We start from the raw sequence: 17,224 nt of genomic DNA on the forward strand, positions 1-17,224 counted from the left end.
CTATTTAATATACATCAAATGAAAAACTGCATTCTATTTGATACGGATATGACGGGTGGTGTTACTTTGGAATCCCCATTTCGTGTCGGGGTGGATGTCGGATCGACGACCATCAAGCTGGTTGTGCTGGGCGAGGAACATGAGATCCTTTATAAGAACTACGCGCGCCACTTCTCGGAGATCGGCAGATCCCTGCAGGAAAACCTAACGCAGCTGAAAGAGCTCGTCGGCACGTCGAAGTTCTCGTTTGCGCTGACCGGCTCGGCTGGCATGGGTATCGCGCAGCGCATCGGTCTGCCCTTCGTGCAGGAGGTCGTCGCGTGCGCCGCGGCGGTGCGGCGGCTCATCCCGCAGACGACCACCGCGGTGGAGCTTGGCGGCGAGGATGCGAAGATTACCTATTTCGGCGATGCGCCGGAGCAGCGCATGAACGGCGTCTGTGCGGGCGGTACGGGATCGTTCATCGATCACATGGCGTCGCTCCTCTCGACCGATCCCGTAGGACTGAACGCGCTTGCGGAAAAGGGCGAGCGCGTCTATGCCATCGCCTCGCGCTGCGGCGTGTTCGCCAAGACGGATATCCAAGCGCTCATGAACGACGGCGCGGAGAAAGCGGATATCGCGCTCTCCATCTTTCAGGCGGTCGTCAATCAGACCATCGGCAACCTCGCGCAGGGACGCCCCATCGACGGCAACGTCGCATTCCTCGGCGGTCCTCTGCACTTTCTCCCCGAACTGAAAAAACGCTTTATCGAGACATTGAAACTCGACGAGGATCACGTCGTCGATGTGGATTACGGCAATTATTTCGTCGCGGTCGGCGCGGCGCTTTCTGATGATGCCCGGACGATCGATATGCGGGAGATGGAACAGTGCGTCGCGCGCGCCGAGGAGGCTGCCGCCGCCGAGACGCGGACGGCGGACTTTACGCTGTTCCGCGATGCGGCGGACTACGCGGCGTTCAAGGCTCGCCATGACCGGGATAAGGTAAAGCGTGCGGAGCTTGCGGACTATCGCGGCGCGATCTGCATCGGTATCGACGCGGGATCGACGACGACGAAACTTGTCGCCATCGGCAGCGATAAGCAGCTCCTCTATACCTCCTACGGCAGCAATCACGGTTCGCCGCTCCAGTCGGTCATTAGCGCCCTCCGTGAATTTTACAGCGTCATGCCCGCGGGCGCGCACATCGCGGGCGCAATGACGACGGGTTACGGCGAGGCGATTGTTAAGGCGGCGCTGCACGCGGACGGCGGCGAAGTCGAGACCTTTGCCCATCTGCGCGCGGCGCAGGAGTTCTGCCCCGACGTCAGCTTCGTGCTCGATATCGGCGGGCAGGATATGAAGTGTTTCTTCGTGCAGGACGGCAGCGTCGGCAATATCACGCTGAACGAGGCGTGTTCGGCGGGCTGCGGCTCCTTTATCCAAAACTTCGCCGAGGGGCTGCACCTGACGCCCGGCGAGTTCGCGGCAAAGGCGATCGACGCCAAAGCCCCCGTCGACCTCGGCACGCGCTGTACCGTCTTTATGAACTCAAAGGTCAAACAGGCGCAGAAGGAGGGCGCGGAGGTTGCCGACATCTCGGCGGGCATCGCCCTCTCGGTCGTTAAGAACGCGCTCTTTAAGGTCATGCAGCTCAAGGACGTGTCCACGCTCGGCGACAAGATCGTCGTGCAGGGCGGCACGTTCTACAACGACGCCGTTCTGCGCTCCCTTGAGAACCTGCTCGGCAAGGATGTCATCCGTCCCGACATCGCGGGGCTGATGGGCGCGTACGGCGCGGCGATCCTCGCCCTTGAGACCGGAACAGAGACGTCGACGCTGCTCGGCGCGGAGCAGCTTGGGAATTTTGAGACCAAGACGAGCTCCTATCGGTGCGGCAAATGCGGGAACAAATGCCTCATCACGATGCAGCAGTTCCCAAACGGCGAGCGCTACTTCACGGGCAACCGCTGCGAGCGCGGTATCGGCGGCGAGAAACACGAGGAGGACGCGCCGAACATCTACAAGTTCAAGTACCGGCGCGTGTTCAAGCATTACAAATCGCCCGCAGACCCGCGCCGCGGCAAGATCGGCATCCCGCGTACGCTCAATATGTACGAGGATTATCCGTTCTGGTTCACCTTCTTCGACAAACTCGGCTACGGCGTCGTCCTTTCGGGCAAATCCTCGCCGCAGCTCTTCTATAAGGGCATGGCGACCATCCCGTCGGACTCGCTCTGCTATCCCGCAAAGCTCGCGCACGGGCATATCGTCGACCTCGTCGAAAAGGGCGTCACGACGATATTCTACCCCTGCGAGCCGCACAATATGGACGACAAGCCCGGCAGCGGCGCAAACAACTTCAACTGTCCGATCGTCACGTCCTACGCCGAGAACATCCGCGGCAACATGGACATCCTGCGCGAGAAGAATATCCGCTTCCTCCAGCCGTTCCTGCCGATCAACGATCGCAATCGCATGATTGAGCGCCTAACTGAAGAGTTCGGTAAAATCGAGGGCATTGCGAAGAAGGAGATTGCCGCCGCCGTGGACGCGGGCTATGCAGAGATCGCGCAGTACCGGCAGGATGTGCGCGACTACGGGCAGCAGATTCTCGACCGCATCGAGAAAACGGGCGAGCACGCCATACTCCTCGCGGGACGTCCCTATCATGTCGATCCCGAGATCAACCACGGCATTCCGGAGATGATCCAGTCGTACAAGCTGCCGATCCTTTCCGAGGATGCGGTCTATCACATCCCCGTGCGAAAACGCCGCCTGCAGGTCGTCAACCAGTGGAGTTACCACGCGCGGCTCTATCATGCGGCGCAGTTCGTCGCGGAGCATCCGAACGTGACGCTCATCCAGCTCAGCTCGTTCGGCTGCGGCCTCGACGCGCTCACGACGACCGAGGTGCGCGAGATTCTCGAGTCGCACGAGCGTATCTATACGATGATCAAGCTCGACGAGGTGTCGAACCTCGGCGCAGCGCGGATTCGTCTGCGCTCGCTCATCGCCGCGCTCGCGCGGCGCGAGACGCCCGTCTATCATGAGGCTCCCGTCATCGAGCGGCCGCGGTTCACCGAGGACTGCAAAAAGACGCACACCATCCTCGCGCCGCAGATGGCGCCGATTCATTTCGACCTTTTCCAAACGACCATGCGCAAGCACGGCTACAACGTCGTCATTCCGCCGATGCCGGATAAGGCGGCAATCGACATGGGACTGCGCTACGTTCACAACGACATGTGCTATCCCGCGATCGTCGTCATCGGACAGCTCATCTCAGCCCTCAAGGCGGGGATGTGCGACGCCGACCACACGAGCATCGCCCTCTTTCAGACCTGCGGCGCGTGCCGTGCGACGAACTACCTCGGCGTCCTGCGTAAAGCGTTGCGCGACGCGGGGTTCCCGAACGTCGCCGTCTTTGCCGTGCACGGCCTCCCGGAGGAGACCGACTCGTTCTCGTTCAGCCGCGAGATGATGGTCGACGCGGTGAAGGCCGCCGTCTACGGCGACCTCCTCATGAACGTCCGCAACCGCATGATGCCGTATGAGTTAGTCAAAGGTTCGACGCAGGCGGCATTTGATAAATGGATGGCGCGCGCCAAGGACGAACTCGAACACGGCAATATCTTTAAGTTCCGCCGCACGGTGAAAGACATCGTGCGCGACTTCGACCACATCCCCATCGACGAAAATCTTTGGAAGCCAAAGGTCGGCATCGTCGGCGAAATTCTCGTCAAGTACCATCCCGTCGCGAACAACGATATCGAGACCGTGCTGATGAACGAGGGCGCGGAGGTCGTCATGCCCGACTTCATCGACTTTTTCCTCTACTCTGCGTACGACCCCATCGCGCAGCACAAACTGCTCGCGGGCTCGTACAAGGATAGGATTTTTGGGCGTATGTTCATCAAGGTCATCGAGTTCTTCCGCGCGCCCATGCGAAAGGCGCTCGAATCGAGCTGTCACTTTCGCCCGCCGCAGTCCATCGATCATACGGCGCAGCTCGCGGCGCGCCATGTCAGCCTCGGCAATATGGCGGGCGAGGGGTGGTTCCTCACGGGCGAGATGGTCAAGCTCATCGAAGAGGGCGTGCCGAACGTCATCTGCCTCCAGCCGTTCGGCTGCCTGCCGAACCACATCACGGGCAAAGGCGTCATGCACGACCTGCGCAAGGCCTATCGCGGCGCGAACATCACCGCAATCGACTGCGACGCGGGATCGAGCGAAGTCAACCAGCTCAACCGCATCAAGCTTATGCTTGCCGTCGCGAAGGAGCGGCGGCCGCAGAGCGAAGCGCATACGGCGGAACGACACGCCGCAATGGAGTATGCGCACTGATATAGAAAGATCCAAAACGCAGAATTGCGTGCTCTAAAATTGATTACCGCGGATACGGCGTATCATGTCCCCACGAGGACATGTAAACGCGGCGCACAGCGGGGATCATCATAGGAACTATTGCATTGACGCATCATGGCGTTTGTGCAATAGTTTTTCTTTGCAAAAATACGTTCTTCGAACAAAAAAACGCGAAAAATATGTTCGTAAAAGTATTGACAGAACATATTTTCTGTGCTATATTATATCCGAACAGAGGTTTTAAGAATGTATATACGAAATTACTCTGAACGGAGGGATATATATGAAACGTATCGGTCTTGCGATCGGCACATTTGCGCTCCTGTGGATGGTCGTCTCGTCTCTTCATTTGACGAATCCTTATCTGCGGTCGGCGGAGTTTATGGAGATATCGGTGACGCGCGGCGACAGTGTCTGGACGATCGCGCGCAAATATGCGTCTAAGGAATCGATGGCGCGAGAGCTTGAGGAAGCGATCATCGAGGTAAACGATCTCCCGCCGGACGGCGCGCTCTATGCGGGCCGCCGCCTGCGCATTCCCGTGATCGAACCCGCGGAGCAGTTACAAGCGATGGCGGAACACAAAGCCCTTGACACACCCGCACGCGCGCCTTATAATGGCGTTACCGAGTAGGGTGGAATCATAACAGCCTTGTCCCTAGCGATAGATTTCCTATCCCGTGGGGCGGGGCTTTTCTTTGTTTTCCAGATTGGGAGGAGAGCGTCTTATGGTAAAGCTGACACTGCCGGACGGATCCGTTCGCGAGGCAGAGCGCGGAACGACATTGCTCGATGTCGTGAAACAGATGAGCAACTCGCTGGCCAAGAAGGCATTGGCGGCGAGCCTTGACGGAAAGACCGTGGATCTCATGACGCCCGTGACAAAGGATGCCGTTTTTCAGGTGCTGACCTTTGAGGATGCGGGCGGACGGCTTGCGCTGCGGCATACCTGCTCTCATATCATGGCACAGGCGGTGAAGCGGCTTTACAAGGACTGCAGCGTGCAGCTCGCCATCGGTCCCGCGATCGAGAACGGCTTCTACTATGACTTCGATATGGAGCGGCAGCTGACGGATGCGGATCTGCGCGACATTGAAAAGGAAATGAAGAAGATCGTCAAGGAGAACCTGAAACTCGAGCGCCGGGAGATCCCGCGGAGCGAGGCGATCGCATACTTCAAGGAAAAGGGCGAAAACTATAAGGTAGAGCTGATCGAGGACCTGCCCGAGGATGCGACGATCTCGACCTATACGCAGGGGGAATTCACCGATCTCTGCGCGGGGCCTCACGTACTGTCGACGGGTAAGGTTAAGGCGCTCAAGCTGCAGAGCATCGCAGGCGCCTATTGGCGCGGCAGCGAGAAGAATAAGATGTTGCAGCGCATTTACGGTACGGCGTTCGAAAAGCAGGAAGAACTGGACGCTTACCTTCACATGCTTGAGGAGGCGGCAAAGCGCGACCATCGAAAACTCGGACGCGAGCTCGATCTTTTCAGTCTGCATGAGGAGGGCCCGGGCTTCCCGTTCTTCCATCCGAACGGCATGATTCTGCGCAACGAACTGTTGAACTACTGGCGCGAAGTCCATCGCCGCTACGGCTATCAAGAGATTAGTACCCCAGTCATTCTGAGCCGAAAGCTATGGGAAACCTCCGGCCACTGGTTCCACTACCGTGAGAATATGTATACGACCACGATCGATGACGAGGACTATGCGATCAAGCCGATGAACTGCCCCGGCGGCATGCTCGTCTACAAATCGCAGCTGCACAGCTACCGCGATCTGCCGCTGCGCCTCGCGGAACTCGGTCTCGTCCATCGGCACGAGCTCTCGGGCGCGTTGCACGGGCTCTTTCGCGTACGCAACTTCACACAGGACGACGCGCATCTCTTCGTAACGCCCGATCAGATCGAGGGAGAGATTCAGCATACGATTGATCTCTTCGACGAGGTGTACCGTACGTTTGGACTTTCGTATAAGGCCGAACTTTCCACGCGCCCGGAGGACTCGATGGGATCGGACGAGATGTGGGAACTCGCGACGAACGGGCTGCAGAAGGCTCTTGAGAACCGCAATCTCGACTACATTGTCAACGAAGGGGACGGCGCGTTCTACGGTCCGAAGATCGACTTCCACCTGCGCGACTCGATCGGGCGGACATGGCAGTGCGGTACGATCCAGCTCGATATGAGCCTGCCCGAGAAATTCGATTTGACTTATGTCGGCGAGGATGGGGAGAAGCATCGCCCCGTCATGCTCCACCGCGTCGTTTACGGCTCAATTGAGCGCTTCATCGGTATTCTGATCGAGAACTTTGCGGGCGCGTTCCCCGTGTGGATGGCGCCCGTGCAGGTGCGTATCCTGCCGATTACCGAGCGCCATGCGGACTATGCGGAGCGGCTGCGCCGCGAAATGTTCGACCGCGGCATCCGCGTGGAGGTCGACGACCGCAACGAGAAGACGGGGTACAAGATCCGCGAGAGTCAGGTCAAGAAAACCCCGTATACGCTCGTCGTCGGAGATCAGGAGCAGGAAGGAAATACGGTGGCCGTACGCAAATACGGCGAGAAGGACAGCGCGGTCATGTCCGCCGCAGAGTTCATCGCGTTCGTGGAGAAAAAGATCGCGGAACGCGCATCCTCGTATTGACAATCGCGGAAAATTGTGATAGCATAATTTTCGTTGAAAGCAGAGGCCACCGCTTCTCACCTGCGGACACAGATGTCCGGCGGGTCGATATAGAACTTTTTAGGGTGGCTTTATGCCGCCCTTTTCTATTGCCGGATGGCACTGCGGTGCATCCAAAACAGGAGGTGTTCTTGCCATAAGCAGGGAATCTTTGCGAATCAATGAGGAAATCCGAATCCGTGAGGTGCGTGTCACCAGCGCGGCGGGGGAACAGCTCGGCATTATGCCGACAGTCGAGGCGCTTCGCATGGCGGAGGATCAGCATCTTGATTTGGTCGAAGTTGCGCCGAACGCAAGACCTCCCGTCTGCCGCATCATGGATTTTGGGAAATTCCGCTATGAGCAGCAGAAACGCGAAAAAGAAGCGAAAAAAAAGCAAAAGACCATCAGTATCAAAGAGGTCAAACTCCGTCCGAATATCGACGAGCACGACTTCAACGTCAAACTGAAGAATGCGCTTCGCTTCGTTGAAGAGGGCAACAAGGTCAAAGTGACGATCATGTTCCGCGGGCGGGAGCTTTCCCATCCGGAACTCGGGCGCGCGGTTCTTGACCGCGTCTCCGAGCGCATGGGAGAACTTGTGACCATTGAGCGCGGCGCGAAGCTGGAGGGGAAGAACATGACCATGATTCTTTCACCGAAAGTACAGAAGCCCGCCAAGGCGCAAAAGCCCGCGAAGCAGCAGGATAAAGGAGGAAACGACGATGCCGAAGATTAAGACGCGCCGTGCTGCGGCAAAACGCTTTACCGCCACGGGGAGCGGCGAGTTCCGCCGCAACAAGGCGTATAAGAGACATATCCTGGAGAAGAAGTCCCCGAAGCGCAAGCGTAACCTGCGCAAAGCTGCGCTTGCCGATACGTCGGATCACAAGCGCATCCGAAAGATGCTCCCCTACGCATAATCGGGGTACAAATGAAACGCCCCGTATGTGCGGGTAGGAAACAGGAGGAATCGAAATGCCAAGAGTAAAGAGCGGTGTCACGGCGCACCGTCGACATAAGAAGATATTAAAACTTGCCAAGGGATACCGCGGCGCACGCAGCAAACAGTTCAAGAAGGCCAACGAGACGGTCATGAAGGCGCTCTACTACGCGCGCCGCGATCGCCGCGCGAAGAAGGGGACGTTCCGCCGCCTTTGGATCACCCGCATCAACGCGGCGGCCCGTACCAACGGTATCTCGTACAGCCGGCTGATCGCAGGGCTGACGAAGGCCGGGGTCGAGGTCAACCGCAAGATGCTCGCCGACCTCGCCGTCGCGGATGCGGCTGCATTCACGCAGCTCGTTGCCGTGGCGAAGGAAAATCAGTAAGACAGGAGCGCGTTCGATGAGTCGAGAGACTTATCGGGCGCTTTTTTACAATGAAAAAAATCGAACGTATCGCAAGTCCCTCGAACCCGGCGCTGCGCCTCGCGCGCGCCGTCATGCGTACGGCAAAACGAGCGAAGAAAGAGGGGCTGTTTGCCGTCGAGGGACTTCGCCTTGCGGAGGCGGCGGCGGATTCCGGTTGGCAGATACGCTTTGCACTCTTTACGGAGCGCGGAAGCGAGGGAGGGCGCGCGCAAGCGCTGATAGAAAAACTCCACGCGCGGGAGACGCGCGTTTATCTCGTCCCCGATGAAAGCTTTGCCGCACTTGCGGAAACGGATACGCCGCAGGGCGTCCTCCTCGTCGCGGAACGTTCGGCGGCGGCGAGATTGGAGGGGCTGCCGCATGTGCCGCGCCCTTTATATGTCGCGCTTGACCGTATACGGGATCCCGGCAATGTCGGCGTTATTTTGCGCACGGCGGATGCCGCCGGGGCGTCGGGGGCAATCCTCCTGCACGGATGCGCGGACATTTACGGAAATAAGCTCGTACGCGCAACGATGGGAGCTCTTTTCCATATGCCGTTTGTCGCGGATGTCGGGGAAGAAGATTTTTTGCATTGGGCGGCGGCACGGTCGCTTCGCGTTTATGCGGCCGCGTGCGACCCGACGGCGTGCGTGCATTTCGATACGGACTTCAGCGTCCCGGCCGTCGTCGTTCTCGGCAACGAGGCGAACGGCGTGTCGCCGTCTTTGCTTGCAAAAGCGCGGCGCATTTTCGTTCCGATGCGCGGCTCCGGGGAGTCGCTTAACGTCTCCGCGGCTGCCGCCGCGATTCTCTATGAGGCTGTGCGTCAACGCGATTTTGCAAAATAAAAGAGAGCCCATCCTCAAAGAGCAGATGAGGCTCTCTTTCATACGTCGCATCCGGAACATATTGATTACGGCAGGAACGACAGGAGACGTTCTTTTGAGATGAGACCGATGCTCTCGTCCACCGCGTTGCCGTCCTTGAAAAAGAGGAGCGCGGGGATGCTCATAATACCGTATCTCTCGGCGATATCGGGCGTTTCGTCGATATTCAGCTTGCAGACCTTGATATCCGCACGCTCTTCCGCAACTTCCTCAAGAATCGGCGCCAGCATGCGGCAGGGCGTGCACCACGTTGCCCAAAAATCGACGACGACAAATTTTTTCTCCCGCAGAACTTCCGCTTCAAACGTTTCTTTCGTTAACTCAACCACACTCATGCAGCCTTCCTCCCTTAATTATGCGGCGCTGTGGATATCGTTTCTTTCATCATATCAGAGAATGCGGCTTTTTCAAGAGGGCCGGGAAAATTTTAGGCAGAAAGGCTGCGCATATTATTTCCTCTGAACGGAGCGGGCAACGCGGATTGTGCGGTTGCGCGAACCGCAGATCCGTTATATAATAATGAGAAATACGACGTTTTTATCGGACGGCATTTACGGACGGAAAAGAGAGGAAGGGATCATGGGCGGGAAGAAGCGGATCGCATTGAGCCCCGCGCTCAAGCGTCATAAATTCGTCTATGACCTGATGAAAAATACGACTTCTGATTACGTGTTTATGATGGATCCGGCGGAGAACGTCTTTCTTGCCTCGCCTAATTTTGTTCAGGCATACGATCTCCCGGCGGAGACGATCGAGAATATTGGAGAGGTTCTCCGGCCGCTCGTCCATATGCAGGACCGAAAGCCGCTCGCCGCGCTCTTCGCTTCTTTGCACAGCGGCGCCGAAGGGCGGGAGCGGCAGCTCGACTTCCGGATGCGCGATGCGAAGGGGGATCTCGCGTGGCTGCGTATCAAGGGGAGAATCGGTCTATCCGCGGACGGATTACCGAATCTTTTTGTCGGGACGATTAGTCAGCTTGCGCGGCGCAACTCCGCCGACTCCGTGACGGGGCTGCTCAACCGCTACCAGTTTGTCGAGGATCTCGCCGCGGCGCTGCGGACGGCACGCGAGACCGGCAGGGGCGGCGGTCTGCTCGTCATGGGCATCGACAACTTCCGCACGGTCAACGAGGCGTTCAATCACGAGGTGGGCGACGTTATCCTGCGTCAGATCTCGGAGCGCATCCTGCAGAATATTCCGCCCGGATGCGTGCTTTACCGTCTCGACGGCGACGAGTTCGGACTCATCTATCCCGATGCGGATGAGGAGATGCTGACGGACTTCTTCATCCGCGTACAGAGGGAGTTCGCACATCCGCAGGTCTACGACGGGCGGCAGTATATCGTCACCGTTTCGGCGGGTATGGTGTTCTATCCGCAGTCGGCGCGCGATCCGCTCGTTCTGCACAAATACGCGCAGGCAGCGCTCGACGCGGCTAAGTCGGGCGGAAAGAATCGGATCAGCACGTTCTCTAAGGAACTCTATAACCGCTGGCTGCGCTCGATGACGATCCAGGAGCAGATCCTCGAGGATGTCAAATCGGGCTGCCGTAATTTTGAACTCTATTTCCAGCCTCAAGTGGCGGGGGACGATCGGCATCTCGTCGGTGCGGAGACCCTGCTCCGCTGGAAGAACGGCAAGGGGCGCATGGTCGCGCCGATGGAGTTCATCAAGATCCTTGAGGATACGAAGACGATTGTGCCTGTGGGCCGTTGGGTCTTTGAGCAGTCGCTCCGCACATGCAAGGAGTGGCGGCGCCGCATCCCAAATTTTCGCATCAGCGTCAATATGAGTTATGAGCAGATCAAAGATCTCTCGTTCCTCGAATTTATCGACGACTGCCTAAAGCGGCACGATATGCCGTCGGACGCCGTAGTGCTCGAGCTGACGGAGAGCAGGATCGTCGGCGATCTCAAATTCGTCAATATGCAGTTCGATGCGTTCCGCCGTCACGGGGTTAAGGTGGCGATGGACGATTTCGGCACGGGCTATTCGTCGCTTTCGTCCCTCAAAAATCTGAACTGCGATATCGTAAAGATCGACCGCGCATTTGTGATTCGGATTCTCGAAAATCATTTCGATCAGAAACTCGTCGAGTACACGGTGGATCTCTGTCACAGCATCGGCATGACCACATGCATCGAAGGGGTCGAGCGGCAGGAGGAGTACGATTGTCTCGTCAAGCTCTGCAAGACGGATACGATACAGGGGTATCTCTTCGGTCGTCCCGAGCCGCAGGAAGCGTTTGAAAAAAAGTTTTTAGGTATGTAATGGCTAGAGAAAAGACACAGGAAGGCCTCACACTTCTCGGCGCGCAGCGCACCGACTACGGCTACGACTACGCGCCCGAAGCGCTCGAGACCTTCGCAAATAAACATACGGATCACGATTACTGGGTGCGGTTCAACTGCCCGGAATTTACGACGCTCTGTCCCATTACGGGACAGCCGGACTATGGGACGATCTACATCTCCTATATGCCGGGGGAGCGCATGGTGGAGAGCAAATCGCTGAAACTCTACCTCGTCAGTTTCCGCAATCACGGCGACTTCCACGAGGACGTCGTGAACGTCATCATGCGGGACCTGATCGCGCTCACGGCGCCGAAATACATCGAGGTGCAGGGGAAATTCCTCCCGCGCGGCGGCATCTCCATCGACCCCTATGTGAACTACGGCATGCCGGGGTCGAAGTACGAGGCGCTCGCATGGGAGCGTCTCTCCATGCATGACCGCGTGCCGGAACGGGTGGACAACCGGTGACAGGGCGGCAGAAGCGCATCGCCCTCATCAACGACATTACGGGATTCGGGCGCTGTTCGGTCACGGTGCAGCTGCCGCTCATCTCCGCGATGCGTGTGCAGGCATGTCCGCTGCCGACGGCAATCCTCTCGGTGCATACGGGGTTCCCGAACCATTATTTCGACGACTACACGGACCGTATGCGCCCCTACATGGAGAACTGGCAGGCGAACGGACTCGCATTTGATGCGGTCCTAACGGGCTTCCTTGGTTCCGAGGCGCAGATTGAGGTCGTACTGGACTGTATCGGGCGGTTCAAGAAAAAGGAGACGATCGTCGTCGTCGATCCCGTGATGGGGGATAACGGCAAGCTTTACTCGTCCTATACGCCTGCCCTATGCGCAAAGATGCGCCAACTCCTCCCGCATGCGGACGTTGTGACGCCGAACCTCACGGAGGCGTGCCGGCTGCTGGACATTCCGTATCCCGCCGACGGATATGCGGACGACGTGGCATTGCTGCGCATGGCGGCGGATATTGCGGCGATGGGACCGCGCGATGTCGTCATTACGGGGCTGTATGAGGGCGACAGAATCAAGACTTATCTCTATGAGAACGGCGCGGAGCGTTCTTTCGACAATGAAAAGGTCGGTCATGACCGATCGGGGGCGGGCGATGCCTTCGCGGCGATCGTCGCGGCATCGCTCGTGCAGGGGATATCGCTGGAGGAAGGTGCACGCCGTGCGGCGGACTTTATCGGGAGGTGCCTCGGTTATGCGGAAGCGTTGGATCTGCCGTGGAACTGGGGGCTGCCGTTTGAGGAGTATCTAGGAGAACTTGCTATGTGATGCGGGATTTTCGCACCCAACGTGTTTTTCCCGAACAACAATAAAATCATCGGAATCGGGGCTGCCGTGCGGCGTCCGATTCCTTTCTCATTTTGCGTATGATTTTAGGAGTATATTATGATTGTCTATGCGACGCACGCGGGGGGGCGCTACCTCTCGATGGAGGCGAGCCTGCGCGAGCGGCCGGAGGGGAAACGCAGCATCTACGTCAACATCACAAATGACTGCAACTGCGACTGCGTGTTTTGCCTGCGCAGCATGAAGGAGATGGCGAAGGAGTCTTCTCTCTGGGTGGAGCATGACCCGAGCATTGCGGAGATCATTGCGGAATTGGAAAAAGTGCCGTGGGATTACGTGGGCGAAGTCGTATGCTGCGGCTTCGGCGAACCTCTGATGCGGCTTGAGACGGTGCTCGGCGTGCTTCGTTATGTGAAGGAGAAGCATCCGGATGTGTCGACGCGCGTTAATTCGAACGGCCTCGGCGAGTTGGAGCACGGCTGCGTGTTTGCGGAGCGTTTCGCGGGGATTCTCGATACGATTTCCATCAGCCTCAACGCGTCCAATGCGGAGCGCTATCTCGCGCTCACACAGTCGCGGTTTGGCATCCAATCCTTTGAGGCGATGCTCACTTTCGCGGAGCACTGCAAGCCCTATGTGCCGAATGTCGTTCTCACCGTTGTGGAGAAGGTGGAGGATGCGGAGGAGATCGCGCTCTGCCGGAAGATTTGTGCCGACCGCGGCTTAACCCTGCGGGTACGGCCGTATGAGGACAGCTGAGCTCGAAAGTAGATTTTTTTCCACGGATATGATAAACTAATTTTTGATATTTTTTATGATAGAAAACGGAGCGTATATGCAAACGACCCATGATTCCGCCCCGATACAGGAGGACGATATGGACGAAAAGATCAGAGAACTCCGGGACCGCGCCCGCGCGGCGATTACGGACAAGGCGACGAGTCTCAGCGAGCTCAACGATTTACGTGTAAAATTCTTGGGGAAGAAGGGCGAGATGACGTCCCTCCTGCGCAGCATGAGCGCCCTTGTCGCCGAGGAGCGTCCGCGCATCGGCAGGATCGTCAACGAGGCGCGCGCGGAACTCGAGGAACTGCTCGCGGCAAAGTCCGAGGAACTTGCGTATCGGGAACTTGAGGAGCGGATGGCGAGCGAGCGCATCGACGTCACCCTTCCCGGGCGTACGGCGCAGGTCGGACACCTGCACCCGCTCACGATCACGCTCAACCGCATCAAGAAGATCTTCCTGCAGATGGGCTTTGCCATCGAAGAAGGTCCCGAAATCGAGAGCGACTATTTCAACTTCGAAGCGCTGAATCTGCCGAAGGATCATCCTGCACGCGATATGCAGGATTCTTTCTATATCGCGGAGGACGTTCTGCTCCGCTCGCAGACGTCGCCCGTACAGGCGCGCACCATGCAGAAGCAGGAGCCGAACGCGCCGATCCGCATGATTGCGCCCGGCCGCGTTTATCGGCGCGACGCCTACGACGCGACCCATTCGCCGATGTTTACGCAGGTCGAGGGACTTGTCATCGATAAGGGGATTTCCTTTGCCGACCTCAAGGGCACGCTCGAACTGTGCCTGCATCAAATTTTTGATGCCAATGTGAAAGTGCGGTTTCGTCCGAGCTTTTTCCCGTTTACGGAGCCGTCGACGGAGGTCGACATCTCCTGTTCTTCCTGTCACGGTACAGGCTGCCGCGTGTGCAAGGGGACCGGCTGGCTGGAGATCCTCGGCGCGGGCATGGTGCATCCGAACGTCCTCTCGATGAGCGGCTACGATCCGTTTGTGGCCTCGGGATTTGCGTTCGGCATGGGGGTCGAACGCATCGCGATGCTTGCCTACGGCGTAGACGATTTGCGCCTGTTCTATGACAACGACGTGCGCTTTTTGCATCAGTTCTAAGGAGGCGTAAGGATGCAGGTTTCCATCAAATGGCTGAAAGACTATGTGGATATTGACGAGACGGCGGAGGAAATCGCGGATCGCCTCACGATGGCGGGCGTGCCCGTGGAGCGTGTCGTGCGCGCCGACGAGGGGCTGGACAAGGTCGTCACGGGGCGCATCGAGCGGGTTGTGCCGCATCCGGATTCGGATCATCTGCGTATCTGTGAGCTGAATATCGGTAAAGAAGAGCTGCTGCAGATCGTCACGGGTGCGCAGAATGTGCAGGAGGGGGACGTCGTTCCCGCCGCGATGGTCGGGGCGCTTTTGCCGGACGGCAAAAAGATATCGAAGGGCAAGCTGCGCGGCGTACCCTCCAACGGCATGATGTGTTCGGCGGGCGAGCTTGCGATCGATACCGAGGGCCTGCCCGAAGAGCAGGTCAGCGGCATCTACATTCTGCCCGCGGATACGCCCGCAGGCATTCCCGCGGCGCAGGCGCTGGGACTTGACGATGTGGTGCTGGAGTTTGAGCTCACGGCGAACCGCGCGGACTGTTTCAGCGTGATCGGCATCGCGCGCGAGATCGCGGCGCTGACCGGAAAGCCGCTGCGCGTTCCGAATATTGAAGTATCTGAGTCGGCCCCGGAACATGCGGAGGATCTTGTCACAGTCAAAATCGAGGCGAAGGAACTGTGCCGCCGATTCTCCGCGCGCGTCCTGCGCGATGTGAAGGTCGCGCCCTCTCCCGCATGGATGGTCGAGCGTCTGCAGGGGGCGGGAATTCGCGCCATCAACAATGTCGTTGATGTGACGAATTTCGTCATGCTCGAACTCGGTCAGCCGCTCCATGCTTACGATTATGACGCCGTCGCGGGGCATACGCTGACGGCGCGCCGCGCGCGCGAGGGAGAACTGCTCCATACGCTTGACGATTCGTCCCGCGTTGCCGCGGGGGACGAGCTCGTCATCGCGGACAGTGAGAAACCTGCCGGGCTCGCGGGCATCATGGGCGGGCTGGAATCCGAGATTACGGAGAATACGACCTCGGTCATTCTTGAGGCGGCCTCGTTCCACAGCGCGACGATTCGCCGTACGGCGCGTCGGATCGGTCTGCACTCCGAATCCTCGGGACGGTTTGAACGCGGCGTTGACGAGACGGGGACGGTGCGCGCCGTGACGCGCGCGGCGCAGCTTCTTGCAGAGATGGGGGCGTGCGCCGTGACGCGGGGGGTCGTAGACGTTTATCCCGTGCCCAAGGAGAAGACCGTATTCGAGTTCGGCGCGCGCGCCGTCGGCGAGCGAATCGGCGCGAATATTCCCGGGGATTGGATGGCGTCGGCACTCCGCTCGCTCGGTTTTACCGTCGAGGAGCGGGAACTCGAGACGTATCGCGTCACCGTGCCCTCGTGGCGCGGCGACGTGACGCTCATGGAGGATATCTCCGAGGAAGTCGCGCGGCTCTACGGCTATGACAATATCGCATCGCGGCTTCCGTCGGGCACGGTACGGCAGGGGCGGCAGAGCGAGATGCAGGACTTTGCGGACACGATGCGCGACGCGCTCGCCGCGCTCGGCATGACGGAAGAACTTTCGTTCAGCTTTACGAGTGAAAAGGCGCTCGATCACCTCTGCGTTCCGTCGGAGAGTCCGCTTCGCCGGGCAATCCCGATCCTCAATCCGCTGACGGACGAGTATCCGCTCATTCGGACGACGCTCCTCACGAGCATCCTCGAAAATGCCGCCCGCAATATTGCGCGCAAGAACATGGACCTGCGCCTGTTCGATATCGCACCGGTCTTTTCACCCAAAGCGCTGCCCGTGACGGAGCCGGCGGACGAACGTCTGATGGTTGCGGGACTCATGACGGGGCGGCGCAGCCCCGTCGCATGGGATACGGACAATGAGAACGTGGATTTCTACGATCTGAAGGGCGTCGTCGAGCGATTCTTCGCGGCGATCGGCGTCCGGAAATATACGGTCGAGGAGGGCGCTCACTTCGCCATGCACCCGGGGAAGACCGCGTTCTTTAAAAAGGGCCGCGAGGTCATTGCCGTGCTGGGGGAGATCCATCCGACGGTTGCCGAGAATTTCGGCATTTCACAGAGCGTTTACGTTTTTGAGATGGATGCGGCGACGCTCATGCGTTATCGCAAAAAGAAGAGTGCGATCGAGCCTCTGCCGAAATATCCCGCGTCGACGCGCGACCTCGCTGTTCTTGTGGGCGCGGATCTGACGACGGCCGAGATCGAGCGCGTCATTGCAAAGAAGGGCGGGAAGTTCTTCCGCGGGGCGACCCTCTTTGACGTTTATACGGGAAAGCAGGTCGAGCGCGGGAAGAAGAGCATGGCGTTCCATCTGCATTTTCAGTCCGACGAGAAGACCCTAACGGATGAGGAAGTGGATGCGGCGTTTGCGAATATCCTGCAGGCCGCGGAGCAGGAGCTTCATGCGCAGCTGCGCGGATAAAAGG

Annotated in this window: 14 protein-coding genes; 13 read left to right on the top strand and 1 reads right to left on the bottom strand. The window is 58.6% G+C overall.

Annotation, left to right across the window (positions count from 1 at the left end; translation table 11 throughout):
* Positions 1–48: 48 nt before the first annotated feature.
* The 7 genes from HMPREF9161_RS00750 (at position 49) to HMPREF9161_RS00780 (ending at position 9,220) form a co-directional block, all read left to right on the top strand.
* On the top strand, positions 49–4,329 hold the full coding sequence (locus HMPREF9161_RS00750; RefSeq protein WP_051010571.1) for a 2-hydroxyacyl-CoA dehydratase: 4,281 nt from the start codon (positions 49–51) through the stop codon (positions 4,327–4,329).
* Between the two features lie 304 nt (positions 4,330–4,633).
* Positions 4,634–4,984 (top strand): LysM peptidoglycan-binding domain-containing protein, encoded by a 351-nt coding sequence (locus HMPREF9161_RS00755; protein ID WP_009727757.1) that lies wholly within the window; start codon positions 4,634–4,636, stop codon positions 4,982–4,984.
* A gap of 94 nt (positions 4,985–5,078) precedes the next feature.
* On the top strand, positions 5,079–6,998 hold the full coding sequence (gene thrS / locus HMPREF9161_RS00760; RefSeq protein ID WP_009727758.1) for a threonine--tRNA ligase: 1,920 nt from the start codon (positions 5,079–5,081) through the stop codon (positions 6,996–6,998).
* A gap of 190 nt (positions 6,999–7,188) precedes the next feature.
* On the top strand, positions 7,189–7,755 hold the full coding sequence (infC, locus tag HMPREF9161_RS00765; RefSeq protein WP_009727759.1) for a translation initiation factor IF-3: 567 nt from the start codon (positions 7,189–7,191) through the stop codon (positions 7,753–7,755).
* A complete protein-coding gene (gene rpmI, locus HMPREF9161_RS00770) occupies positions 7,742–7,939 on the top strand; it encodes a 50S ribosomal protein L35 (RefSeq protein ID WP_009727760.1) in 198 nt (65 codons plus the stop codon). Before infC ends, rpmI begins: the two co-directional genes overlap by 14 nt.
* 55 nt (positions 7,940–7,994) lie before the next feature.
* Complete coding sequence (gene rplT, locus HMPREF9161_RS00775) at positions 7,995–8,348, top strand: 50S ribosomal protein L20 (RefSeq protein WP_009727761.1); 354 nt, start codon at positions 7,995–7,997, stop codon at positions 8,346–8,348.
* Between the two features lie 50 nt (positions 8,349–8,398).
* Positions 8,399–9,220, top strand: a complete 822-nt coding sequence (locus HMPREF9161_RS00780; RefSeq protein WP_009727762.1) for an RNA methyltransferase — start codon at positions 8,399–8,401, stop codon at positions 9,218–9,220.
* Positions 9,221–9,285: 65 nt separating this feature from the next.
* Here HMPREF9161_RS00780 and trxA read toward each other — a convergent pair whose 3' ends face one another.
* Positions 9,286–9,594, bottom strand: coding sequence for a thioredoxin (gene trxA / locus HMPREF9161_RS00785; RefSeq protein WP_009727763.1), 309 nt, complete (start codon positions 9,592–9,594; stop codon positions 9,286–9,288).
* Between the two features lie 244 nt (positions 9,595–9,838).
* Between trxA and HMPREF9161_RS00790 the strand changes: the two genes are divergently transcribed.
* From HMPREF9161_RS00790 to pheT, 6 genes are all read left to right on the top strand, one after another.
* Positions 9,839–11,530 (top strand): bifunctional diguanylate cyclase/phosphodiesterase, encoded by a 1,692-nt coding sequence (locus HMPREF9161_RS00790; protein WP_009727764.1) that lies wholly within the window; start codon positions 9,839–9,841, stop codon positions 11,528–11,530.
* The gene (gene queF / locus HMPREF9161_RS00795; RefSeq protein ID WP_009727765.1) at positions 11,530–12,021 is read left to right on the top strand and encodes a preQ(1) synthase; all 492 of its coding nucleotides are present in this window, start codon (positions 11,530–11,532) and stop codon (positions 12,019–12,021) included. Before HMPREF9161_RS00790 ends, queF begins: the two co-directional genes overlap by 1 nt.
* Complete coding sequence (locus HMPREF9161_RS00800; protein WP_009727766.1) at positions 12,018–12,848, top strand: pyridoxamine kinase; 831 nt, start codon at positions 12,018–12,020, stop codon at positions 12,846–12,848. The genes queF and HMPREF9161_RS00800 overlap by 4 nt, the downstream gene beginning before the upstream one ends.
* 117 nt (positions 12,849–12,965) lie before the next feature.
* Positions 12,966–13,625: a TatD family nuclease-associated radical SAM protein gene (locus HMPREF9161_RS00805; protein ID WP_009727767.1), complete on the top strand. Its 660-nt coding sequence runs from the start codon at positions 12,966–12,968 to the stop codon at positions 13,623–13,625.
* Between the two features lie 118 nt (positions 13,626–13,743).
* Positions 13,744–14,772: a phenylalanine--tRNA ligase subunit alpha gene (gene pheS / locus HMPREF9161_RS00810; RefSeq protein WP_037348513.1), complete on the top strand. Its 1,029-nt coding sequence runs from the start codon at positions 13,744–13,746 to the stop codon at positions 14,770–14,772.
* Between the two features lie 12 nt (positions 14,773–14,784).
* On the top strand, positions 14,785–17,220 hold the full coding sequence (gene pheT, locus HMPREF9161_RS00815; RefSeq protein ID WP_009727769.1) for a phenylalanine--tRNA ligase subunit beta: 2,436 nt from the start codon (positions 14,785–14,787) through the stop codon (positions 17,218–17,220).
* The last annotated feature ends 4 nt before the right edge of the window (positions 17,221–17,224 follow it).

The organism is Selenomonas sp. F0473 (genome assembly GCF_000315545.1).
GTDB lineage: Bacteria > Bacillota > Negativicutes > Selenomonadales > Selenomonadaceae > Centipeda.

What these genes read in the sequence shown, in the direction of transcription:
- HMPREF9161_RS00750 (WP_051010571.1), top strand. Translation starts at nt 49, where the DNA reads ATGACGGGTGGTGTTACTTTGGAATCCCCATTTCGTGTCGGGGTGGAT.
- HMPREF9161_RS00755 (WP_009727757.1), top strand. Translation starts at nt 4,634, where the DNA reads ATGAAACGTATCGGTCTTGCGATCGGCACATTTGCGCTCCTGTGGATG.
- thrS (WP_009727758.1), top strand. Translation starts at nt 5,079, where the DNA reads ATGGTAAAGCTGACACTGCCGGACGGATCCGTTCGCGAGGCAGAGCGC.
- rpmI (WP_009727760.1), top strand. Translation starts at nt 7,742, where the DNA reads ATGCCGAAGATTAAGACGCGCCGTGCTGCGGCAAAACGCTTTACCGCC.
- rplT (WP_009727761.1), top strand. Translation starts at nt 7,995, where the DNA reads ATGCCAAGAGTAAAGAGCGGTGTCACGGCGCACCGTCGACATAAGAAG.
- HMPREF9161_RS00780 (WP_009727762.1), top strand. Translation starts at nt 8,399, where the DNA reads ATGAAAAAAATCGAACGTATCGCAAGTCCCTCGAACCCGGCGCTGCGC.
- trxA (WP_009727763.1), bottom strand. Translation starts at nt 9,594, where the DNA reads ATGAGTGTGGTTGAGTTAACGAAAGAAACGTTTGAAGCGGAAGTTCTG.
- HMPREF9161_RS00790 (WP_009727764.1), top strand. Translation starts at nt 9,839, where the DNA reads ATGGGCGGGAAGAAGCGGATCGCATTGAGCCCCGCGCTCAAGCGTCAT.
- queF (WP_009727765.1), top strand. Translation starts at nt 11,530, where the DNA reads ATGGCTAGAGAAAAGACACAGGAAGGCCTCACACTTCTCGGCGCGCAG.
- HMPREF9161_RS00805 (WP_009727767.1), top strand. Translation starts at nt 12,966, where the DNA reads ATGATTGTCTATGCGACGCACGCGGGGGGGCGCTACCTCTCGATGGAG.
- pheS (WP_037348513.1), top strand. Translation starts at nt 13,744, where the DNA reads ATGGACGAAAAGATCAGAGAACTCCGGGACCGCGCCCGCGCGGCGATT.
- pheT (WP_009727769.1), top strand. Translation starts at nt 14,785, where the DNA reads ATGCAGGTTTCCATCAAATGGCTGAAAGACTATGTGGATATTGACGAG.